The organism is Micromonospora sp. NPDC051006 (assembly GCF_044456245.1).
Taxonomy (GTDB): domain Bacteria; phylum Actinomycetota; class Actinomycetes; order Mycobacteriales; family Micromonosporaceae; genus Micromonospora.
Genome location: NZ_JBITFP010000035.1, coordinates 18453 through 40942 on the forward strand (window position 1 = coordinate 18453; position 22490 = coordinate 40942).

Consider the following 22490-nt stretch of genomic DNA (forward strand, 5'->3'; position numbering starts at 1 on the left):
GGTGGCCGTGCTCTCGCCCGGGCAGCTGGCCGGGCTGGCCGCCGGCCACGGCGACACGACCACCCTCGACGTGCTGCGCGGTGGGCAGCTCGGCCGGCGCCGGCTGCTGACCGTCGCCGCCGCCCGGGCCGCCGTCGACCAGCCGCTGGTCAGGCTGAGCCTGGCCCTGCTCACCCAGGCCGAAGAGACCGACCCGGCCGCGGTGGCCGAGGTGCTGGCCCACCCGCCGGCCGCCGGCTGGGCCCGCGCGGCGCTCGGCGGCAGCGCGGACGCCGGCTACCTGGCCACGCTCTCCGCCGCGGCAGCCGTCCGGGCCGGGCTGACCTTCGAACTGGCCCTGTCCTGCCCGGACGGCACACTGCTGCTGCCCACCCTCGGCGCGGCGGCCGGCCTCGTCCCCGGCGTCGTGTGCCTCCGCGGCACGGCGGACAGCCTGTCGGTCCGCGCCGACGCCGCAACCCGAGCCGAACGCGACCCGGTTCGCGACGTCGAGCTGGTCGCGGCGGCCGGCAGCCGGAGCGTCCGGGTCGACGTGGACGGCGAGTGGTCGCCCGCCCGGCGGATTCCCCTCGGCGGGGCACGCGAGGTGCTCCTCGACGACCAGGATCCGTGGCGGCAGCAGTACCACCGGCCGTCGGCGTCCCGACTGGACGACGCGGCGGCGGGCCGGCTGACCCGGTTGACCGGCCAGGCGTGGGAGTGGATCAGTGCCCACCTGCCCGAGCACGCCGACGGGCTCGGCATCCTGCTGCGCTCGCTGGTGCCGCTGGAGCCCCCGCCGTCGGGCAACCCGGTCAGCGCCACCAGCCGGAACGCGCTGGGCGCCATCGCGCTCTCCGTGCCGGCCGACCCGCAGACCCTGGCGCTGCTGCTGGTGCACGAACTCCAGCACACCAAGCTCGGTGCGCTGCTCGACCTGTTGTCGTTGCACGGCACCGGCGGGCCGCCCCGCTACCGGGCACCGTGGCGGCTCGACCCGCGCCCGGTCGGCGCTCTGCTCCAGGGCGCGTACGCGCACCTGGGGGTCGCCGAGGTGTGGCGCTGCCGCCGGCACGAGGGGGTCAGCGCCGCGTTCGAGTACGCGTACTGGCGGGAGCAGACCGCCCGGGCGGTCGGGCAGTTGACCGGCTGCGCCGAGCTGACCGGGGCGGGGCGGGCCTTCGTCGCCGGCATGGCCGCCACCCTGCGCCGGTGGCAGGACCCGGGTGACTCCCCGGTGGACGCTCGGGTCGAGGCGGCCGTGCAGGACGTGGCCGACGGCGGCGCCCTGCGCTGGGGCCTGACCAACCTGACCCCGGACCCCGACGACGTGCACCGGCTGGCCGAGGCCTGGCGGCGGGGCCGCCCCCGGCCGGCGGGCCGGTCGACGGCGACGGTGACGCCCGCTGCCGCCCGGCCGGCGCTGACCACCGGCAGCGGCCCGGAGGCAGCGGTCCGGCGTCGGCTGCTCGGCCCGTCCGGCGATCCGTCCGAGTCGGACCCGACCGACCAGGCGTACGCCGCGGGCCAGCCGGCGGACGCGCTGCCCGGCTACCGCAAACGGTTGACCGCCGACCCCGGGGACGTGGACGCCTGGGTGGGGCTGGCCCTTGCCGCCCGGCGCGGCGGGCAGCCGGCAGCGGCCCGGGCCCTGACCAGCCGGCCCGATCTGGTCCGCGCGCTCTGCCGGGCGCTGCCCGACGCCGACCCGCTCGCCCTGGCCGCCTGGCTAGCCGGAACCACCGTGCCCGACGCCGGTTGACCGCAGTTCCCCGGCACGCCCGACGTGGCAACCCGGGTCAGAGCAGGGCCGGTTCGATGTAGGCGTTGGAGCGCTCACGCTGCCGGGCCTGCACCACCCGCGGATTGTCCCCGCCGAAGGCCTGCACCAACTGCCCGTACGCGTCGTCGTAGAGGGCCCGGCCGGCGTCCGCCTCGCTCTCACTGGCCAGCCGGCTCAGCGCCAGGTTGACCGAGGCGGAGAGGGTGTCCGGGTGGTCGGCGCCGAGCGCCCGGGTCAGCTCCACGTAGGCGGTGGTGTCGAGCAACAGGGCGGACTCCCGGTCGCCGAGGGCGAACAGGTCGTTGGCCAGGTTGAGGGTGGCCAGCAGGGTGTGCGGGTGCCGCTCGCCGAGGCTGGCCAGCAGCTCGTCGCGGACCCGCTCGGCGAGCTCCCGGGCCTGGAGGTGGTCGCCCTGCTTGCGCAGCAGGACAGCGAGGTTGTTCAGGCAGGCGAGGGTGATCGCGTGTGTCTCGCCGAGCACCTCGTTGTAGCCGTCGCGCAGCCGCCGGGCCATCCGCACGGCGGTCTGGTTGTCACCCACCGCCGACCAGGTGGTGGACAGCGCCATCTCCGCGGACAGGGTGTCGGCGTGGTCACCGCCGAGGGTGCGCTGGTAGCGCACCACCGTCCGCTCGATCAGCCGGTGCGCGTCGGCGAACCGGCCGAGCTGGCGCAGGGTGAGCGCCAGGTCCTTGGCGGTACGCAGGGTCTCCGGATGGTCGGGGCCGATGACCTTCTGCTGGACGGCGTAGGTGCGGTGCAGCACGGAGTGCGAGCGCCACAACTCGCCGGTGTCCCGCAGCCCTCGGCCGTAGTTGCTGGCCGAGGCGAGGGTGGACGGGTCCTCCTCGCCGAACCGGTCCCGCCGGCGCTCGTGGATGTGCTGGTCGAGCTGTACGGCGCCGCGGAAGTCCCCGACCAGCCGCAGCGACACCGCCAGGTTGTTCTCCGCGGTGAGGGTGCGGCCGCTGTCCTCGCCGAAGCTGCGGATGCTCAGCTCGAGCGTGAGCCGGTCCCGCGCCTCCGCGTCGTGGTAGCGACCCTGGGCGCGCAGGTCCGCGCCGAGGCTGCGGGCGGTCATCAGGGTGTAGAGGTGGTCCTCGCCGAAGATCCGCCGCTGCCGCTCGTAGACGTCCTGGTCGATGGCGTACGCCAGGTCGAAGTGGCTCTGCGCGCGCAGCACGTTGGCCAGGTGGAACCGCATCCGCAGGGTGGTCGGATCGTCCTCGTCGGTGTCGCGCCAGTGGGCCAGCGCGTCCTCGGCGAGCGCCCGGCTGGTCTCGTAGTCGCCGCGGCGGTAGAGGTAGCGCACGGTGTCGGCGACCAGTTGGCGGGCCTCGTCGGCGGTCGAGGCGTGCAGCCCGGACGGGCGGACGTGCGGCCACAGCTCGGCGTACCGCTGCCAGTTCGCCGGCTTGTCCGGGTCGCGCGGGCTGGCCGCGGCGAGCAGCAGCTGGGCCTGCAACCGGGCCTCCTCCGGGTCGTCGAGCTGGTCCTGGATGACCAACTGGACCAGCCGGTGGATGCGCACGGTGTTGTTCTCCGCGTCAACCTGGGCCAGCCCGTAGCGGCCCAGCTCGCCGGTGACCAGGCCCTGCAGGATCGGGTCGGTCAGTGTCGGGTCGAACGGCGCCATGAAGGCGGCGAACCGTTCGCCGGTGAGCATGGCGACCGGGATCGGCTCCGGCGCGTAGAAGGAGCAGAGTTCCAGCAGGCGCGCGGCGGCCGGCTTCTCCTGTCGCAGCTGCCCGAGGGTGACCAGCCAGGTCGCGGCCAGCGCCTTGGAGTAACCGGCGGACTGTCGCCCCTCCAGGATGCGCAGCAGGCCGGGGGTGTCCAGCGAGGCGAGGTACTGCTCGACCGGCAGCGCGGTGGCCCGCAGGTACGCCGCGCCCTGCTCGACCGCGAGCGGCAGGTCGCCGAGCTTCTCGGCCACCTGGGTGGCCTCGTCGTCGGTGAGGCCGCGTACCCGGTCGCGCAGCAGCTGCACGCTCTCCGCCCGGTCGAAGACGGTCAGCTCGGTCGCGGTGGCGTGCTCGCTCCAGCTCTGGTCGCGGGTGGTGAGCAGCACGTGCCCCGGGCCCTGCGGGATCAGCGCGCGGGTGGCCCGGGTCGGTTCGTCGGCATTGTCGAGCACAATCAGCCAGCGCCGGTCGGCGCCGCCCCGGCGCAGCGCGTCGAGCACCCGCCGGACCGCCTCGCCCCCACCGCCCACGCTCAGGCCCATCGCCTCGGCGAGGTCGGCCAGGCCGCCACGGATCCGCTCCTCGCTGTCGGCCGGGATCCACCAGACCAGGTCGTAGTCGCGGGCGAAGCGCAGCGCGTACTCGGCGGCGAGCTGGGTCTTGCCGACCCCGCCGAGACCGTGGATGACCTGCATGCCGGCGTCGGGCGACGCGGTCAACCGGTCGCGCAGCGCCTCGAGCTGCCCGGACCGGCCGACGAACGGGGTGCCGTGCTGGCGGACGTTCCACACCGGGGGGAACACCACCGGGAAGCGCCCGACCGGGCGACCGCCGCCGGCGACCACCGGCGCGCCGGCCACCTCCAGCAGCCGGGCCCGCGCCGTCGCGGGGTCCACGTCGGTCAGGTCGACCGGCGCCCGATCGCTGTACGGCGCGGCCAGCCGCGCCTCGTCCACCCGCAGCGGCACCAGCACCCCACCGCCGGTGATCTGATCCCGGCTGGCGGCGAGTTTCCAGGTGTCGGCGGCGAGTGGGGTGGCGGCGAAGTGCCGGGTGAGCACGGCGAGCACCCGACTGGCGGCGCCGACCGCGCGGTCCAGCTCGGCCCGGCCGCCGGCACCCAGCGGCACGTCCAGCGCGCGCCGGTCGACTCGCAGCCCGGCCTCCTCCAACTGGTCGCCGATCCACTCCGCCCAGAGCCGGTCGGCCGCGGCGTAGCCGACCAGCACGCTCTGCTCGGCGCTGAGCCGGGAGCGTTCGAACTCGGCCAGCTGGCGGCGCCGGTCCTCCTCCGGCATCGGCTCCAGCCGGGTCACCCGCCCGCTGGTGACCACCGAGGTGAGCTGCTCGTACGCGGCGAGCAGGGTGCCGCCCTGCTCGGGGCGGTCACCGAACGCGGCGAGGATCTCCTCGTAGGCGTAGAAGGTCCGGTAGGGCACCTCGATGGTGTTCCAGTAGCGTGCGGCGGCGGCGTCGGAGAGGTGGTCGAGGAACGACGCGAACTCGGCCCGGAGCAGGTCGCGCCCGGTCTCCAGCTTGCGCAGCTCGGCGTCCTCCACCCGCATCGGCACCGGCAGCAGCAGCGGCGGATCCTCCGGCCGTTGCGACCGGATCGAGCGGGCCACCGCCGCCGCGCCGCGGATGCTCTGGGTGGACATGGTGAAGCAGTTGACCACGATGTCGGGCAGCTGCACGGTGCAGATGCCGGCCACGTCGCTCAGCCCGGTGCGGCTGTCGACCAGGACGACGTCGTACTCGGTGCGCATCTGGGCGCGGACGGCGTCGATGAAGGCCGCGCCGCCCTGCCGCTCGTAGAAGTTGGCCCAGTCGAAGGTGCTCACCAGCCGCGAGTACGCCGAGTCCTGCTGGCCGGCGGCCACGAAGTCGATCACACCGCCGTGGCTGAACTCCCAGTTCAGCGAGACCGCCCGCCGCTGGATCTTCGCGTGCCCGGCGAGCAGCTCCTGGGAGTCCTCGTCCCGGTTGCGCTGCATGGTGGCGACCGAGTAATCCCAGATCATCTCGATCACACCGGGGGTGGCCCGCAGCTCCTTGTCCCTCAGGAACGGGTGGAAGTAGCGGTGCAGACCGGGCGACTCGAGATCCCAGTCGACCACCAGCACCTGCAGACCCTGACTGGCCAGGATCCAGGCCATGTTGGCCAGCGCCATCGTCCGCCCGGTGCCACCCTTGTACGAGTAGAACGTGACGATCTGGCCGCGTGCCGCCTCGTTTCCCGCCATGGCCTGCCTCCCCTAGGGACCTTCGAGGATCGGGCGTTGCCCGGGGCCGTCGGAGGGCGGCTCCTGGTAGACCGTGCCCGTGCGGTAGATCCGGCCCTGCGCCACCACCAGCACGTCCTCCAGCTCCTCCTGGAACCGCGCCGAGCTGGGGATCTCCGTGCGCCACACCTCCCGGTCGTTGCGCAGCACGTGGTGCGGCAGGATCCGGGCCAGGGTGTCCCACATCCGCCGGTTGCCACCGGCGGCGTCGTCGTCGGCCGCCGTCCAGGGCACCAGCACCGGCGCGACCGAGTCGACCTCGCGGTCGTGGCTCATCAGGGTGAGCTGGTAGCGGGGCAGGTCGGCGGACCAGACGTCTACCACGAGCACGACGATCTGGTTGTGCTCACGGGCCCACTCCCGCACCGCGGCGAGGTCGGTGGCGTCCTCGACCGTCCAGCCGTAGCGTTTGGTGGTGGCGATGGCGCCGGCCCAGCTGCCGATCGGCACCGGGAGCTCCGGTTGGTAGGGCCGCCAGTCCCGGGCCACCGCGCCGTAGCGGTCCTCCGCGCCGGGACGGGTGCCGACCAGCTCCGCCGAGCTGCCGGCGGCGAGCACGAAGTGGACGTGCCGGACGCTCGTCGCCCGCGGGGTGTGGCTGGCCGGGAGCGGGCCGGCCTCCGCCCGGGGCTGCGCCGGCTCGTCGAAGGCGCTGGTCACCTTCGCCAGCACCGGTCGCTGCGCGGGCCGGTGCAGGGTGTGCGCCCTGGCGGTACGCACGATGTGCTTGGCCAGCGCGTCGACGAAGTCGTGGTATTTGTCGTGGTGACGGTGGCGCTGCTTGAGGGTGAGCAGGCCGTCCTCGGCATAGACGGAGTCGGCCAGGAAGTTGCGGTACTGGAAGCCGGTGATCACCCGCGGCAGGCGGTCGCAGGGGATCCAGCGGATCGGCACCAGCGCCGGTGGGCGTACCTCGAACTGCCGCTCGTGCTCGTCGATGCGGTCGGCGAAGACCCGGAACTCCCGTCCACAGTAGTCGCTGACCACGTAGTGCGGTGAGGTGAGCGCGATCAGGCAGGCGCTGCTGGAGAGCGCGTCGGCCAGCTCCTGCGACCAGGTGGTGCCGAGCGGCATCTGACCGTCGATGAACCCGGCCTCGTCCCAACCGACGCCGGCCAGGCCGGCGACGGCGTCGCGGAGGTGGTTGAAGAAGTCCTGCACGTGACCGTTGCGGTTGTCGTCTTGGGCGTAGCTCAGGAAGAAGAGTGGCACGCCCGCCTCCGCTCACGGGTTCCACGACCGGTACGCACAGTATAGGACCGTCGATGCCCGCACACCTGCCTGGCGATCATCGTCGGCGCACCGGCGCAGTCGCGTACCCGACGCTTGCCGGCCGAGCGGCGCGGCCGGCCGGCCCTGCGTCGGGCCGGGCGCCGGACGCACGGCCGACGGGCCCGGCCGCGACGCCCGGCCGGACCCGTCGGTTCGGTGCGCTGGTTACGGGTAGGTGGTCAGATACACCTGCTGGTTGGCGGCGTTCGCCGTCCCGCCGGTGTTGTTGATCACCCGGTTGATGGTGCCGACACCGCCGAGCGACACGGTCACCATGTTGGTGAACCGCACGTTCGGATTGGTCGGCACCTCGAAGGCCCGGTCGGCGACCACCGCCGGGTTGACGTTGAAGTAGCAGTAGCTGCCGGTGCCCCAGGCCTGGTGACTGGTCACCCCGTCGGCCACCTTGTACGCGGCGTAGCCCCGGGTCGCGCCGTTCATCCAGGCCGCCTGGTTCGGCGGGTCGTACGGCATCTCGTTCTGGTAGAAGTACGTCCGGCCGCCGTTGCCGTTCCAGACGGTCTGGTACTTCTGGTAGTGCTCGACGAAGAGGCCGTACATGGTCACGTTGTCGCCGTTGACGGTCAGGCCGGTGTCGGCGGTGTTCAGCGTCCACCCGGTGGGTACGCCGGCGGCGGCGTGGTCGGCCCGCCACAGCCACATGTGGTCGCCGATCACGTTGTCGCTGTTGACGGTCAGCGTGTTGGTGGCCTTGCCGACGTGCGGCCCGCCGATGCGGAAGAACACGTCGTGCAGCGAGGTCGGGTTCGCGGCGTGGCTCGCCGCCGAGCCGGCCGGGCCGACCTCCATCAGCACCGGCGAGTTCGTCGTACCGGCCTCGAACATAATGCCGGCCACCTTCACTCCGTCCACGTCGGCCACCCGCATGCCCACGCTGCCGTTGTCGGCCTGGATGGTGGCCAGGCCGAGGCCGAGGATCACGGTGTCGGGGCGGTTGACCTGGATCGGCTCGGTGACGCGGTGCACGCCGGGGGTGAAGAGCAGGTGCTTGCCCTGGGCCAGGGCCGCGTTGATGGTGGCCGCGCTGGTGCCCTGCTGCACCACGTAGAACTGTGACAGCGAGATGGACGAGCCGGCCGGGGTCTTGCCGTACCAGCTGGTGCCGGTGGAGTTGGTGCGCAGCGCGGGTACGAAGACCCGGTACTCACCGGTGCCGTCGACGTAGAGGAATGGCTTCTCCCGCACCTGCGGGGTCTGCGCGATGACGGTGTGCGACGGGTTGGGGAAGCTCGGTGGCGGCGCACCGGTCACGCCCTGGAAGACCATGTTCCACACCGAGCCGGTCCAGCCGTTGCCGAACTCGCTGTTGCGCGAGTACCACTGCTGCTGCGAGCCGGAGACGACCAGGCCGTCGATGCGGGTGTCGGCCATCAGGCCGCCGCTGGACCAGCCGTCGCCGCCGTTCCAGAGCTGGATCTGGTTCTGCGCACCGCGCAGGTGCATCCGGCGGTACGGCGCGGCCTGCGACACCGCCCACCGCTCCACGCTCACCCCGGCGGGCAGGGTGACCGACAGGTTCTCGGCGGCGCGCCAGAAGTTCTGGGTGGCGTTGCCGCCCATCCAGAACGCCTCGACCCGGACGTGCCCGTTGAGGTTCACGTCGTCCGGGCTCATGCCGAGCCCGGCGACCTGGGTGAAGAAGCCGAGGTTGACGTCGGCGGTGTAGGTGCCCGGCTTGAAGAGCACCGCGTAGCGCTGCGGGCCGAACTGGTTCTGCTCCTGCTGGGCGAAGAGGGTGTTCAGCCGGCTCTGGATGGTCGACGTCGGGGTGCTCGGGTCGAAGACGAAGGTGTTCGGCCCGAGGTTCGGGTTGCGCGGGTCGGTCGGTGGCACCGGGTCCACGGTCCCGCCGCCGGTGGTGTTCACCTGAAACTCCCAGAGCGAGTAGCCGTACGCGGTGCCCCGGGCCGTGCCGTTCATCCGGATGTACCGGCCGCTGCCGCTGACGTCGAGGGTCTGCGTGCCGCCGGTGCCGGTGGTGGTGCTGTAGATCGTCGTCCAGGCGGAGCCGTCGGCGGAGGTCTGCACCTGGAACGCGCGGGCGTAGGCGGCCTCCCAGTTCAGCACCACCCGGCAGATCGACTGGGTGCTGCCCAGGTCGACCCGGAGCCACTGCGGGTCGCTGGCCACGCTGGCCCAGCGGGTGCCGGTGTTGCCGTCCACCGCCGCCGAGGCCGCCAGCGCGGCGCTCTCGGTGGAGGAGGCGGTGGCAGGCCGGCCCTGGGCGGCGTTGGTGCTGCCGCAGGTCGGGGTGGTGCCGCCGGTCTCGCCGTAGACCTGGAACTCCCAGAGCGAGTAGCCGTAGGCGCTGCCCCGGGCGGTGCCGTTCATCCGCACGTAGCGGCCGGCGCCGGTGACGCTGATGTTCTGCGTGCCGCCGACGCCGGTGGTGGTCGACCAGATGGTGGTCCAGCTGGCCCCGTCGTCGGAGGTCTGCAGCTGGAACGCGCGGGCGTAGGCGCCCTCCCAGACCAGGGTCACCTGGCTGAGGGTGGCCCGGGCGCCCAGGTCGACCTGGAGCCACTGCGGGTCACTGAACGCGCTGGACCAGCGGGTGCCGGTGTTGCCGTCCACCGCGGCGGCGGCCGGGGTGCCGGCGTTCTCGGTGGACGACGCGGTGGCCGGGCGGCCCTGCGACAGCAGCGTCGGGGCGGCCTGTGCCGGCGCCGCGACGGCCGGGCTGAGCGCAGCGACCAGGGCCACGGTCAACCCGATGAGCAGGCGCCGGACCGCGGGGCGTCGGCGCCTTGCCGAGCGTACGGATATTGCGGGTGATGTCATGACTTTGCCTGTCGATAGGGGGCTGCGGACGCCGGGCGCGACGGGAAGGGGTTCGAGCACGACCACGGGGCGCCGGGTGGTGCCGCCGGGGGCGGTGCCGCGGGTCGGAGAGCGCTCTCGTAGGAGTGTTACGGCGGGGTTGCGGCGTCGTCAAGACATCGATCTATAACACTGTTATTTATCCCGAAGGTCGGTCATGGACGGTCCGTCCCGTCGTACCGCGCCTTCCACCGGCGGGCGACCTCGCGGGACCACGGGGTCGCCGGAGCTGTCGAACTGCTCCAGATATCCTGCCCCTGCCCCTGCCCCCTGCCCGTCCGCTCCCGCTTCCTCCGACGCACGGCAACGAACACCACCGCGGCCGAGCTCGCCGACCTCACCGGCGCGGTGGGCGAAGAGGCAGGCGGGGATGTTCATATCTGGAGCAGTTCGACAGCGGGCGACGACGCCCTCGCCCACCTCGGACCCGACGGCGATGACACCGCGGTCAGCGGCGCACGCCGCCGTCGCCGAGGAACCGGGCGATGGGCAGGGTGGCTGCGCCGAGCGCGACCGCGTCCACGCCGAGCCGGCACAACTCGATCGAGGCCTGCTCGTACGGCTGGCGCAGCGCCTGCCGGCCGGCGGCCTCGCGGACCGCGGGCAGCAGCTCACCGAGAGCCATCGCCGTCCAGCCGCCCAGCACCACCCGCTCCGGGTTGAACAGGTTGATCAGGTTGGCCACCCCGGCGCCCAGGTAGGCGGCCGTCTCGTCGAGCACCCGACGGGCGGTGGCCGACGTCGCCGCGGCGTCGAGCAGGGCGGCCACCTGGGACTCCTCGTCCTCGCCGGGCACCGGGCGGCCCCGGCGCGCCTCCCGGTAACGCTCGATGATCGCCTCCGCGCCGACGTACGCCTCCAGGCAGCCACGGGCGCCGCACCGGCACGGTCGGCCGCCGTAGACCAGGGTGGTGTGCCCCCACTCCCCCGCGCTGCTGGACGCGCCCCGGTAGGTGACGCCGCCGGCCACCACGGCCGCCCCGACCCCCGAGCCGACCAGGGCGAAGACCGCGTGCCGGGTGCCCCGGCCGGCACCGAACCACATCTCGGCCTGGCCGAGCGTCTTGGCGCCGTTGTCGATGTGCAGCGGCAGGTCGGTCCCGGCGCTGATCAACCGCTCCAGCGGCACCCGGTCCCAGCCGAGGGCCTGCGCGTGCACCACCGCCTGCGCGCCCTGCTCGACCACTCCGGAGACCCCGATCCCGACGCCGAGCACGTCGGCCGGGGCGACACCGGCCTCGCCGGTCACCGCGTCGATCCCGGCCAGCACGTGCCCGGCGACCACGGCCGGCTCGGTCCGGGCCGGGTCGAGCGGGTACTCCACGCTGGCCAACAGGGTCATCACGAAGTCGAAGAGCTCGACCCGGACCCGGGTCTCCCCCACGTCCACCCCGATCACGAACGCGAACCGGGGCGCGACCCGCAGCATCATGCTGGGCCGACCGCCATCGGATTCGGCGGCGCCGGCCTCGACGACCAGCCCCTCCTCGATCAGGTCGCCCACCACGTTGCTCACGGCCGGCTGGCTCAGGCCCGTGCTGCGGACCAGGTCCTGCCGGGTCAGCGGACCGTCGAGGAAGAGCTTGGTCAGCAGGGCGGACCGGTTGCGCAGCCGGACGCTCCGGTTGGTGGCTCGCGCCAGCTCCACTCGTCACCTCGATCCCGTCGGTCGTCCGAGGCACTGTAACCGCCCCGTGCTTGACGACCCACTGGACAACTACTTTAATGACGACATTCATTAAGCCGTGATATAACTCCCGGGAAACGCCGGTGGACTCCCGCCGACGCCACCCGGAACTCCGTCCGCCCCGGCCGGCCACCCCGTCGCCCCCACCCCTTCGACGGCAGCGCCGGCGGACCTCCACCACTGCACCGGAAGGGCTGATCGTGTCGACGAGACGACACCTCGGGATATTCGCCGCCGCCGTCCTGGCGGCCACCACGCTGAGCGCGTGCGGCGGCTCCGGCGACGACGCCGGCTCCGCCAAGACGCTTACCTACTGGGCCAGCAACCAGGGCGCCAGCCTGGAGGCCGACAAGGCCACCCTCCAGCCGGAGCTGGACAAGTTCGAGAAGCAGACCGGCATCAAGGTCAACCTTGAGGTGGTCCCCTGGTCGGACCTGCTCAACCGGCTGCTCGCCGCCGCCACCTCGGGCCAGGGCCCGGACGTGGTGAACATCGGCAACACCTGGTCGGCATCGCTGCAGGCCACCGGCGCGCTGGTCGAGTTCGACGACGCCACCCTGCAGGCCGTCGGTGGCAAGGACCGGATCGTGCCCGCCGCGCTCGCCGCCGCCGGTGCCCCCGGCAAGCCGCCGGCCGCCGTGCCGCTCTACAGCATGGCGTACAGCCTGTACTACAACAAGAAGGCGTTCGCCGACGCCGGCATCACGGCGCCGCCGACCACCTGGGAGCAGCTCGCCGAGTACGGCAAGAAGCTGACCACCGGCGGCAAGTGGGGCCTGGCGATCGAGGGGGCCAACCCGTCGGAGAACGCCCACCACGCGTTCACCTTCAGCCAGCAGTACGGCGGTGAGTGGTTCGACTCGGCCGGCAAGCCGACCTTCGACACCCCGCAGAACGTCGCGGCGATCAAGCGGTACGTCGACTTCATGGCCGCGGACAAGATCACCAACCCGAGCAACGCCGAGTACGCGCAGAACCAGTCGGTCTCCGACTTCGCCAACGGCAAGGCCGCCATGCTGCTCTGGCAGTCCGCCGGTTCCAACCTGAAGACGCAGAACATGGCCGCCGACGCGTACGGCATCGCGCCGGTGCCGTTCCTGGCCAGCCCGCCGGCCGGCGGCAAGAAGGTCAACAGCATGGTCGCCGGCATCAACATGGCGATCTTCAAGCACACCAAGAACAAGGACGGGTCGCTGAGCTTCGTGAAGTTCATGACCAGCGACGAGGAGCAGACCATCCTCAACAAGACGTACGGCTCGCTGCCCGCGGTGAAGACCGCCGGCTCCGACCCGGCGTTCACCGCCCCGGAGCAGAAGGTGATCCAGGAGACCCTGGGCACCACCGCCGCCCCGCTGCCCCAGGTGCCGGACGAGAGCACGTTCGAGACCCTCGTCGGCACCGCCATCAAGGAGCTCTTCGCCGACGCGGCCGGCGGCAAGCCGGTCACCGAGGAGTCCGTGAAGAAGAAGCTGACCGACGCGCAGCAGAAGATGCGCTGACCTGGCGTCATCGGTGGCCGCGGCCGGGCGCTCGACCGGCCCGGCCGCGGCCACCACCTTCGAAAGGACCCTGATGGCAACCAGCACCACCGCGCCGGGCGCGGCTCGCCGGCGCGAACCCGGGGCCGCGACACCGCCCGACCGGCCCCGGCGGCCCCGCCGCCCCCGGCGCTCGCTCCTGCCGTACCTGCTGCTCGCCCCGGCCATCGTGCTGGAACTCGCCATCCACGTGATCCCGATGGTCGTCGGGGTCTGGATGAGCATGCTGGAGCTGACCCAGTTCCAGATCCGCAACTGGTCCACCGCCCCGTTCGTCGGGCTGGAGAACTACCGGGCGACGCTCGACTTCAACAGCGCCGCCGGCCGCGAGCTGCTGCACTCGTTCTGGATCACGCTGGTCTACACCCTGCTGTCGGTGGGGCTGGCCTGGCTGCTCGGGATGGCCGGCGCGGTCGTCCTGCAACGGCCGTTCCGGGGCCGGGCGATCCTGCGGGCGCTCTTCCTCACCCCGTACGCGCTGCCGGTCTACACCGCCGTCATCACCTGGAGCTTCCTGCTCCAGCGCGACACCGGCCTGGTCAACCACGTCCTGGTCGACCAGCTCGGGCTGCTGAACGAGCGCCCGTTCTGGCTGATCGGCGACAACAGCTTCTGGTCGCTGCTGGTGGTGTCGGTCTGGCGGAACTGGCCGTTCGCGTTCCTCTGCCTGATGGCCGGGCTGCAGAACGTCCCGGGCGAGATGTACGAGGCGGCGGCGATCGACGGCGCCGGGTTCTGGCGGCGGCTGCGCTCGGTCACCCTGCCGATGCTGCGGCCGGTCAACCTGGTCCTGCTGCTGGTGCTCTTCCTCTGGACGTTCAACGACTTCAACACCCCGTACGTGCTCTTCGGCGGCTCCGCCCCGGAGCAGGCCGACCTGATCTCCATCCACATCTACCGCAGCTCCTTCAAGACCTGGGACTTCGGGTCGGGCTCGGCGATGTCGGTGGCGCTGCTGCTGTTCCTGCTGGTCGTCTCGGCCGGCTACCTGCTGATCACGAACCGCCGGAGGGACCATGCGTGAGACCGCCGGTGAGCGCTGGGGCCGGCGGATCGTGCTGACCCTGCTCACCCTCTTCGTCGTCATCCCGCTCTACGTGATGGTCACCTCGGCGGCCAAGCCGTTGCAGGACGTGCAGAACGGCTTCACCTGGTGGCCGAGCCGGCCGACGTTGCAGCCGTTCATCGACATGTGGAGCACGGTGCCGCTGGCCCGCTATCTGGTGAACAGCCTGATCGTGTCGAGCATCGCCGCGGTCTGCTCGGTGGCGGTGGCGATCTTCGCCGCGTTCGCGGTGAGCCGCTACCGGTTCCGCGGCCGCGGGATCTTCTCGGTGACCGTGCTCTCCACCCAGATGTTCCCCGGCATCCTCTTCCTGCTGCCGCTCTTCCTCATCTACGTCAACCTCGGCAACGCCACCGGGATCGAGCTGTACGCCAGCCGTACCGGGCTGGTCATCACGTACCTGACCTTCTCGCTGCCGTTCTCGATCTGGATGCTGGTCGGCTACTTCGACTCCATCCCCCGTGGGCTGGACGAGGCGGCCCAGGTCGACGGCGCCGGCCCGTTCCGGACCCTGTTCCGGGTGATCCTGCCGGCCGCCGTCCCGGGCGTCGTCGCGGTCACCGTGTACGCCTTCATGACCGCCTGGGGCGAGGTGCTCTTCGCCTCGGTGATGACCGACGAGGGCAGCCGCACCCTCGCGGTCGGCCTGCAGGGCTACTCCACCCAGTTCAACGTCTACTGGAACCAGGTGATGGCTGCCTCGCTGGTGGTCAGCGTGCCCGTCGTCGCCGGCTTCCTGGCGCTGCAGCGCTACTTCGTCGCCGGCCTGACCGCCGGCGCGGTCAAGTGAGCAATTCCACCGCTAAGGAGAACCAACCCGTGCCGGACCTGTCCAAGCTGCCGCCCGACTTCCTCTGGGGTGTCGCCACCGCGGCGTACCAGATCGAGGGTGCCGTCGACGCCGACGGGCGATCGCCGTCCATCTGGGACACCTTCTCGGCGATCCCCGGCAACGTCGACAACGGCGACACCGGCGCGGTCGCCTGCGACCACTACCACCGCTGGCCGGAGGACATGACGCTGCTGCGCCGCCTCGGGGTCGACGCGTACCGGTTCTCGGTGGCCTGGCCGCGGGTGCTGCCCCAGGGCGTCGGCCAGGTGAACGCCGCCGGGCTCGACTTCTACGACCGGCTGGTCGACCGCCTGCTGGCCGACGGCATCCGGCCGTTCGTCACGCTCTACCACTGGGACCTGCCGCAGGCCCTGCAGGACGCGGGCGGCTGGCCGCAGCGCTCCACCGCCGAGGCGTTCGCCGACTACGCCGCGGTCGTCGCCGCCCGCCTCGGCGACCGGGTCAGCGACTGGAACACGGTCAACGAGCCGCTCTGCGTCTCCTGGATCGGACACCTGGAGGGCCGGATGGCCCCCGGCGACCGGGATCTCACCCGGGCGGTACACACCTCGCACCACACGCTGCTCGGACACGGGCTGGCCACCCAGGCGGTGCGGGCCAACGCGACCCTACCCGCCTCGGTCGGGTTGGTGCTCAACCTCAGCCCGATCGAGCCGGCGTCGGACCGGCCGGAGGACGTGGCGGCGGCCCGGCGGATGGACGGTCACGTCAACCGCTGGTGGCTGGACCCGGTGCACGGTCGCGGCTACCCCGCCGACATGGTCGAGACGTACGGCGTCGAGCCGCCGGTGCGCGGCGACGACCTGGCGGTAATCGCCACGCCCACCGACTTCCTCGGGGTGAACTACTACTTCCGCCAGGTGGTGACCGACGATCCGGCCGGTCCGCCGCCGCACGCCCGGCAGGTGCCGGTGCCCGGCTCGGTGGAGACGGCGATGGGCTGGGAGATGTACCCCGCCGGGCTGGAGCAACTGCTGGTCGCGGTCAGCGAGGAGTACCGGCCCGGGAAGATCATTGTCACCGAGAGCGGCTCCGCGTGGCATGACGAGGTCACCGCGGAGGGCGCCGTGGAGGACAAGGAGCGCACCGACCACCTGGAGCAGCACCTGGCCGCCTGCGCCGCCGCGGTCGCCCGGGGAGTCCCGCTCGCCGGCTACTTCGTCTGGTCGCTGCTCGACAACTTCGAGTGGGCGTACGGCTACGACAAGCGCTTCGGCCTGGTGCACGTGGACTACGCCACCCAGCGGCGGACGGTCAAGGCCAGCGGCTACCGCTACGCCGAGCTGATCCGTGCCCACCAGCGGCTCTCCGGTGCGACCGGAGCCGCCGCGCCGGTGGCCTGAGAGCGGGCCGACGGGGCCCGGGATCCCTGGGTGCCGCGCCGGGCGGCACCCAGGGCCCGAACCCGCTCGTCGGACGGCTCAGTCCAGGACGCGACGGGCGAACGACGCCGGCAGGCGGCCGGCGAGCAGCCAACCGGCGGCGGCGGCCAGCAGCGGCAGCCCGCCGGTCGTCGCGGCGAGATGCGCGACGGGCACCGAGCCGAGCGGGTCAAGGTCGCGATGCAGCGCGCCGACCATGGCCAGGTAGGCACCGGCCACCCCCAGGACGGCACCGAGCAGGGCGAGCGCGCCGGCCGTGGTGGCGGTCAACGTGCGGCGTACCCGCCGCGGCGCGCCGGTCGCGGTCAGGGTCCGCAGGTCGGCCGCCGCCTCACCCCGGATCAGCCCGACGGTCGTCGCCAGGACACCGAGAGCGAGCAGCACCCCGACCGCCGTCGCGCCCGTCCGCAGCGCCGTCAGCGACGACTGTTCCCGGCGCGACTCGACGGTGAGCCCGACCCCGGCGGCCAGGTCCTGCGCCGCGGCCAACTCCCCCTCCGTCAGCGGGTGGTCGGTCGCCAGGAACCAGCCGACCCGCGCGGGCTGCCAGCCGTGCCGGTCGAGCGCGCCGGTGGTGATGAGCGAAGCCGGCATCGAGGAGTAGTCGAGCGCGGGCAGCGTCCGAACCGTCGGCCGGACCCCGCGGGCGGGGATGTTCACCAGTTCGAGCTGCCCGGTGCGGGTGGTGAGCACGTCGACGTCGGCACCGACCGCCGCGGCGTCCAAGCCGTGCAGCCCCAGCAGCCCGGGATTCGCGACATAGAGCGGGTGTGACGTGGTCGAGCCGCCGGGCGGGGCCGGGGCACCGATCTCGACGGCCGGGTGGCCGGTCGGTCCCCCCTCCTGACCGGGATCGGTGTAGTCAGCCACCACCGCCATGTCCAGCGGGATGACGGTGGACGCGCCGATGGCCGCCGCGATCGTGCCGGTGCCGGCGTCGAGGCCAGCGAGCTGCGCCGGGGTGCGTTCCGGGATCACCGGGACGGGCTGGCCGATCCGGATCAGCAGCTGACTCTCGGCGAGATTGCCCAGCCCGGCCGCCTCGCGAGCGCGGTGCTCCGCGGCGGCGGAGCCCACCACGACCGCCGCGGAAATGCCGACCGCAAGGCTGATCGCGGCGAGCGCCACACCACTACGCGCCCGGTACCGGACCAGATCGGCCAGGGCGAGCCGGGACGCTACCGGCAGGCGGCCGCGCAGCGCGGCCAACGCCGGGATGGCCAGCGGGCCGACGAAGAGGACGCCGAGCGCGGTGCAGACGCTGCCGGCGACCACGAGCGGCGGGTTCGACCCGTTGGAGAGCACGAGCGCGGTGAGGCCCGCCGCGAGCAACACCGGCGCGGCCAGGGCTGTCCGCCGTGCCGGCGGCGGCGTCGGTGGCCGGGCCGACAGGGCACTCATGATCGGCGTACGGGCGACCGCCCGCGCCGGCCACCACGCGGCGGCGGTCGCGGCGGCCACGGCCAGCAGCATGCCCGCCCCGATCGTCGCCCAGGGCAGGTCCAACCGGTCGATCCGGTGCCCGGCGGCGGTCTCCACGAACCCGGCCGTGAACAGCCAGGCGACGATACCGCCGGCGGTGCCGCAGATCGCCGCGACCGCGCCCACGGCGGCGCCGTTGGCGAGCACCACCAGCCGCAGGTGCCGGCGGGTCGCGCCCATCGCCGCCAGCATGCCGAGCTGGCGCAGTCGGCGCTGCGCGAGCACCACGAACCCGGCGGCGGCCACGAGCGACACCAGCAACAGGCCGACGGCGGCGAGCGCGAGCGCCGCGACGGTGAGCGCGGTCCGGCCCGCGGCTGGCCGGGACTCCCGCACCACGGGTCCGTCGATGGTCTGCCGGAAGGCGTCGAGTCTGCTCCGGTCGCCCGCGACGAGCACGGTGACGGACTGCGGTGCGTCGGCGTGCGCCACGTCGGTGAGGGCGAACTCGTCGGCGAGGTTCTCCGGGTTCTCCACCACGCCGACGACGAGGTGGTCGCGGTCGCCGAGCCGCACCCGGGCGCCGATCTCGGCGCGCAGGGCCCGCGACACCCCATCGGTCACCGCCACCTCGCCGGCCGCGTCCGGGTAACGCCCCTGCCGCAGGTCGAGCATCGGTCCGCCGTACGCGCCGGCCGGGTCCTGCGCCCGGACGTCGACCGGGTCGAACCGGCCCGGCACCTGCACGTGTCGGTGTCCGATCACGTCGATGGTGCCGAACCACTCCCGGGCGGCGGCGATGCGGGCGCCGGTGGCCGGGTCGTCGCCGGAGAACCGCATGAGCTGGTCGGCTCGGCCGAAGGCCGCGTCGCTCGACGCCGCCAGGTTCCAGGTCGCCGCGGCGCCGAAGGTGGTGCCGACGACGGCGACAGTGATCAGGGTGATGGCCAGCAGTTGCTGGCGCCACTCCCGGCGGAACAGCCGTACCGCCCAGCGAATCACCGCGCGACGGGCCGGGAACCCGCCACCAGCGGGCCTGGCCGACGGGGCTCGGGGCGTCCTCAGCGAAGGGGTCACGACGTCGCGTCCGGGGTGAGCAGAGCGTCGGGGCTGGCCGGCGGTGCGGTCTGGTCGACCACCCGACCGTCGCGAATGAAGATCACCCGGTCCGCCCACGAGGCGAGCTGGGCGTCGTGGGTCACCATCACCCCGGCGATTCCCCGCTTGCACGCCGCGCGGAGCATCCGCATGACGCCCTCGCCGCTGGCCGCGTCGAGGGCGCCGGTCGGCTCGTCGGCGAGCAGCAGCCGGCGGTCGCCCACCACGGCCCGGGCTATCGCCACCCGCTGACGTTCACCGCCGGAGAGATCGTCCGGAAAGTGGGCGGCCCGATCAGTCAGCCCCAGTTCCGCCAGCACCCGCAGCGCGGCGGCCCGCGCCGGACGTGCGGCCAGGCCGTCGAGCTCGAGCGGCAGGGCCACGTTCTCGACGGCGGAGAGGCCGGCGAGCAGGTTCAGGTCCTGGAAGACGAAGCCGAGCGAGCGGCGACGAAGCCCGGCGGTGGCGTCCGCGGAGAGCGTCGACAGGTCGGACCCGCAGATCGTCACCTGACCGGAGCTGGGCTCCTCCAGGGTTCCGGCGATGGTCAGCAGGGTGCTCTTGCCCGAGCCGCTCGGGCCCATGACGGCGACCAGCTCACCGGCGTCGACGTCGAGGTCGACGGCGCGTAGGGCATGCACGGGGGCGGTGGGGTGGCCGTACACCTTGGACACCTGCCGCAGGCTGAGCACCGGGCTCATCGTCGGGCTCCCGCCGCGCGGGCCTGGCCGGGCGAGTGGGTGGCACGTTTCCCGGCGGCTGCGCCGGCGGCACCCTCGGCGTCCGGCGTGGGGCCAGCGGCGACGGGCGTGGGCGGCAGGTTGCGCAGGCGGGCGTCGGCCGCGTCGAGCCAGCGGACGACCGCCTCGAGCCGGAACAGTTCGGCGTCGACGACCAGACCGAGGCCGAGGTCCTCGGGCTCCGCGTCGGCCTTGAGGTGGGTGTAGCGCTGCATCTCCTCGACGGTCCGCCGGCGGTGGGCCTGCAGGATCTCGTGCACGTCCACCTTGGGCAGCCGCATCGCCACCTGCACCTTTATGACGAGTTCGTCGCGGGGTGGTGGCCCGGCCTGCGGGGGTGTGCGTAGCCAACTGTGCAGCTCCCGCTCGCCGTCGGCGGTGAGCCGGTAGCGCTTCTGCGCGCCGTCACGTTCGGCGTCGTCGGACTCGACGTGTCCCTCACGCTCCAGGCGTTGCAGGGTGGTGTAGACCTGTCCGACGTTCAGCGGCCAGACCTCGCCGGTGCGCGCCTCGAACTCCTGGCGGAGCTGCAGACCGTACTTCGGTGCCTCGGTGAGCAGCGCCAACATGGCGTGGCGGATGCTCACCTTCCCTCACTCCGAGTTAGCATACTCGGTATAATACACAGTATCCTGTGCCCACGCGCCCCATCTGTTCGACACCGGTGTGGCGACGCGCCGTCCGAATCGGACAATGCACCACCCGTGGCCGTCGCGGCGGATAGCCTGCCGCCATGGCCGCAGCGAAGGAGCCCGGGCCGCCTGACGGCGGGCTCGGGATGTCCGAGACCGACCGGGTGAAGGCGTTCAGCGACGGGGTGTTCGCCATCGTCATCACGTTGCTGGTGCTGGAGCTGCGGGTACCGGAATACCACCACGGCGACCTGCTGGCCGCGCTCGGCCACGAGGGCCCGTCCTACCTGGCGTTCGTGGTCTCCTTCGCCTACATCGGAGTGATCTGGCTCAACCACCACGCGCTGCTGCGACTGATCCGCGGGACCACCCTGGCGCTCAACTGGATCAACCTCGGCATCCTCTTCGGCGCGGTGATCATCCCGTTCCCCACGGCGGTGCTGGCCTCCGCGTTCGCCGAAGGCGACACCGCCGACCAGCGGGCGGCCGTCGCGCTGTACGCCGCGTCGGCGGCCCTGATGTCCGCGCCCTGGCTGCTCTTCTTCGGCTATCTGCACCGCCACCCGGCGCTGCTGGCGTCCGGCGTCGACGTCGCGCACGCCCGCGCGCAGCGCGCCCGCCCGATCACCGGGCTGCTCCTCTACGGGCTGGCCGGCCTGCTCGGCTGGTTCGTCGATCCCGTGCTCGGACTGGTCGGCATCATCGTCATGATCGCCTATCACGCGCTCACCAGCGAGGGCCTGCGCGCCGGCCCGCTCGGGCGACTCGTCGGTGGGCGGCGCCGCTAGACCCGGCGACCCGGGAGGCCGGAGAGCGCTCTCTTGACACCGTTCAAACCGGTGAATAGATTGTTGAACGTCAATCTCCCCGGTGTCTTCACAGTTTCTCATCCGGTTGGTACGCCGAGGCGGGGCCGAGGTCCGGGGACAATCCGAGACCGCAGGGAGGCTTCCCGTGCGCAGAATTCGCGCCATCGCCGCGCTCGCCATCGCCGGCGTGGGGCTCAGCGTCGCGCTCACCGCGACCACCGAGGCCCCCGCCGCGGCCGCGCCCGGCGCGGTGACCTGGTCCGACGACTTCAACGGCGCGGCCGGCTCAGCGCCGGACGCCAGCAAGTGGCGCTACGACATCGGTGGCGGCGGCTGGGGCAACAACGAGCTGCAGTACTACACCAACAGCACCCGCAACGCGGCGCTGGACGGTAACGGCAATCTAGTGATCACCGCACGGCGGGAGAACCCGAGCAACTTCTCCTGCTGGTACGGCAGCTGCCAGTACACCTCGGCCCGGCTGCTCACCTCGGGCACGTTCGCCCAGGCGTACGGGCGGTTCGAGGCGCGCATCAAGATTCCCCGAGGACAGGGGATCTGGCCGGCCTTCTGGATGCTCGGCACCAGCAGCAACAACTGGCCCGACCGGGGCGAGATCGACATCATGGAGAACGTCGGCTACGAGCCGTCCACCGTGCACGGCACGCTGCACGGGCCGGGTTACTCGGGCGGCAACGCGGTCGGCGCCCAGACCTCGCTGCCCGGCGGCCAGGCGCTCGCCGACGCGTTCCACACCTACACCATCGACTGGGCGCCGGACTCGATCACCTGGTACCTCGACGGCGTGCAGTACTCCCGCAAGACCCCGGCCGACCTGCGCGGCAACCGCTGGGTCTTCGACCACCCGTTCTTCATGATCATGAACGTCGCGGTCGGCGGTAACTGGCCCGGCTCGCCCGACGGGAGCACGGTCTTCCCGCAGACGATGACGGTCGACTACGTCCGGGTGCAGGCCTGGGACACCGGCGGCGGAGGCGGCACCGGCGCGCCGATCGTCGGCATCGGCAACAAGTGTGTCGACGTGGCCGGGGCCAACAGCGCCAACGGCACCGCGGTGCAGCTCTGGACCTGCAACGGCACCGCCGCGCAGCGCTGGACCTGGGCCGGCGACGGTTCGGTGCGGGCACTGGGCAAGTGCCTCGACGTGGCCAGCGGCGGTACCGCGAACGGGACCAGGGTCCAGCTCTGGGACTGCAACGGCAGCGGGGCGCAGCGCTGGGTCTTCTCCGCCGCCGGTGACATCGTCAATCCCCAGGCCAACAAGTGCCTCGACGCCACCGGAATGAGCTCCGCCGACGGCACCCGCCTCCAGATCTGGGACTGCACCGGCAGCGCCAACCAGAAGTGGCGCCGCTGACCCCCTCCCCATCCCGGTTGATCATGCAGTTGTGGTGCCTGAC

14 protein-coding genes are annotated in these 22490 nt (G+C 72.6%); 7 read left to right on the top strand and 7 right to left on the bottom strand.

All coding sequences use genetic code 11. The features are described 5' to 3' along the window. The first annotated feature begins 1 nt into the window (after position 1). Complete coding sequence (locus tag ACIBBA_RS31885; protein ID WP_396702374.1) at positions 2-1741, top strand: aKG-HExxH-type peptide beta-hydroxylase; 1740 nt, start codon at positions 2-4, stop codon at positions 1739-1741. Between the two features lie 37 nt (positions 1742-1778). On the opposite strand, the gene fxsT is transcribed toward ACIBBA_RS31885, so the two are convergent. The 4 genes from fxsT to ACIBBA_RS31905 form a co-directional block, all read right to left on the bottom strand. Further along, positions 1779-5690 carry an FxSxx-COOH system tetratricopeptide repeat protein gene (fxsT, locus tag ACIBBA_RS31890; RefSeq protein WP_396702376.1) on the bottom strand — a complete coding sequence of 1304 codons (3912 nt, stop codon included), beginning with the start codon at positions 5688-5690 and terminating at the stop codon, positions 1779-1781. Between the two features lie 12 nt (positions 5691-5702). Then, complete coding sequence (locus tag ACIBBA_RS31895; protein WP_396702378.1) at positions 5703-6941, bottom strand: TIR-like protein FxsC; 1239 nt, start codon at positions 6939-6941, stop codon at positions 5703-5705. A gap of 225 nt (positions 6942-7166) precedes the next feature. Beyond that, positions 7167-9803, bottom strand: a complete 2637-nt coding sequence (locus ACIBBA_RS31900; protein ID WP_396702380.1) for a discoidin domain-containing protein — start codon at positions 9801-9803, stop codon at positions 7167-7169. A 487-nt stretch (positions 9804-10290) separates the two neighbouring features. Next, positions 10291-11490, bottom strand: a complete 1200-nt coding sequence (locus tag ACIBBA_RS31905) for an ROK family protein (RefSeq protein ID WP_396702382.1) — start codon at positions 11488-11490, stop codon at positions 10291-10293. Between the two features lie 239 nt (positions 11491-11729). On the opposite strand from ACIBBA_RS31905, the gene ACIBBA_RS31910 reads away from it, so the two are divergent. The 4 genes from ACIBBA_RS31910 to ACIBBA_RS31925 all read left to right on the top strand — a co-directional run bounded on the left by ACIBBA_RS31910 (position 11730) and on the right by ACIBBA_RS31925 (position 16329). After that, positions 11730-13028: an ABC transporter substrate-binding protein gene (locus ACIBBA_RS31910; RefSeq protein WP_396702384.1), complete on the top strand. Its 1299-nt coding sequence runs from the start codon at positions 11730-11732 to the stop codon at positions 13026-13028. Between the two features lie 73 nt (positions 13029-13101). Next, positions 13102-14091, top strand: a complete 990-nt coding sequence (locus ACIBBA_RS31915; protein ID WP_350870042.1) for a sugar ABC transporter permease — start codon at positions 13102-13104, stop codon at positions 14089-14091. Further along, positions 14084-14923, top strand: a complete 840-nt coding sequence (locus ACIBBA_RS31920; RefSeq protein ID WP_396702386.1) for a carbohydrate ABC transporter permease — start codon at positions 14084-14086, stop codon at positions 14921-14923. Before ACIBBA_RS31915 ends, ACIBBA_RS31920 begins: the two co-directional genes overlap by 8 nt. Before the next feature lie 29 nt (positions 14924-14952). Then, positions 14953-16329, top strand: coding sequence for a GH1 family beta-glucosidase (locus ACIBBA_RS31925; RefSeq protein ID WP_396702388.1), 1377 nt, complete (start codon positions 14953-14955; stop codon positions 16327-16329). 78 nt (positions 16330-16407) lie between these two features. Here ACIBBA_RS31925 and ACIBBA_RS31930 read toward each other — a convergent pair whose 3' ends face one another. The 3 genes from ACIBBA_RS31930 to ACIBBA_RS31940 all read right to left on the bottom strand — a co-directional run bounded on the left by ACIBBA_RS31930 (position 16408) and on the right by ACIBBA_RS31940 (position 20215). Further along, the gene (locus ACIBBA_RS31930; protein WP_396702390.1) at positions 16408-18792 is read right to left on the bottom strand and encodes an FtsX-like permease family protein; all 2385 of its coding nucleotides are present in this window, start codon (positions 18790-18792) and stop codon (positions 16408-16410) included. 71 nt (positions 18793-18863) lie between these two features. Further along, positions 18864-19589 (bottom strand): ABC transporter ATP-binding protein, encoded by a 726-nt coding sequence (locus ACIBBA_RS31935; RefSeq protein ID WP_396702392.1) that lies wholly within the window; start codon positions 19587-19589, stop codon positions 18864-18866. Continuing rightward, entirely contained in the window at positions 19586-20215 is a 630-nt protein-coding gene (locus ACIBBA_RS31940; RefSeq protein WP_396702394.1) for a PadR family transcriptional regulator, read from the bottom strand. Before ACIBBA_RS31940 ends, ACIBBA_RS31935 begins: the two co-directional genes overlap by 4 nt. 146 nt (positions 20216-20361) lie before the next feature. Between ACIBBA_RS31940 and ACIBBA_RS31945 the strand changes: the two genes are divergently transcribed. After that, a complete protein-coding gene (locus ACIBBA_RS31945; RefSeq protein WP_396702396.1) occupies positions 20362-21048 on the top strand; it encodes a TMEM175 family protein in 687 nt (228 codons plus the stop codon). 166 nt (positions 21049-21214) lie between these two features. Next, a complete protein-coding gene (locus ACIBBA_RS31950) occupies positions 21215-22447 on the top strand; it encodes a family 16 glycosylhydrolase (protein WP_396702398.1) in 1233 nt (410 codons plus the stop codon). Positions 22448-22490: the final 43 nt, after the last annotated feature.

Excerpts from the sequence above, each read along its gene's own strand:
- ACIBBA_RS31915 (WP_350870042.1), top strand. The coding sequence starts at position 13,102 with ATGGCAACCAGCACCACCGCGCCGGGCGCGGCTCGCCGGCGCGAACCC.
- ACIBBA_RS31945 (WP_396702396.1), top strand. The coding sequence starts at position 20,362 with ATGGCCGCAGCGAAGGAGCCCGGGCCGCCTGACGGCGGGCTCGGGATG.
- ACIBBA_RS31900 (WP_396702380.1), bottom strand. The coding sequence starts at position 9,803 with ATGACATCACCCGCAATATCCGTACGCTCGGCAAGGCGCCGACGCCCC.
- ACIBBA_RS31935 (WP_396702392.1), bottom strand. The coding sequence starts at position 19,589 with ATGAGCCCGGTGCTCAGCCTGCGGCAGGTGTCCAAGGTGTACGGCCAC.
- ACIBBA_RS31920 (WP_396702386.1), top strand. The coding sequence starts at position 14,084 with ATGCGTGAGACCGCCGGTGAGCGCTGGGGCCGGCGGATCGTGCTGACC.
- fxsT (WP_396702376.1), bottom strand. The coding sequence starts at position 5,690 with ATGGCGGGAAACGAGGCGGCACGCGGCCAGATCGTCACGTTCTACTCG.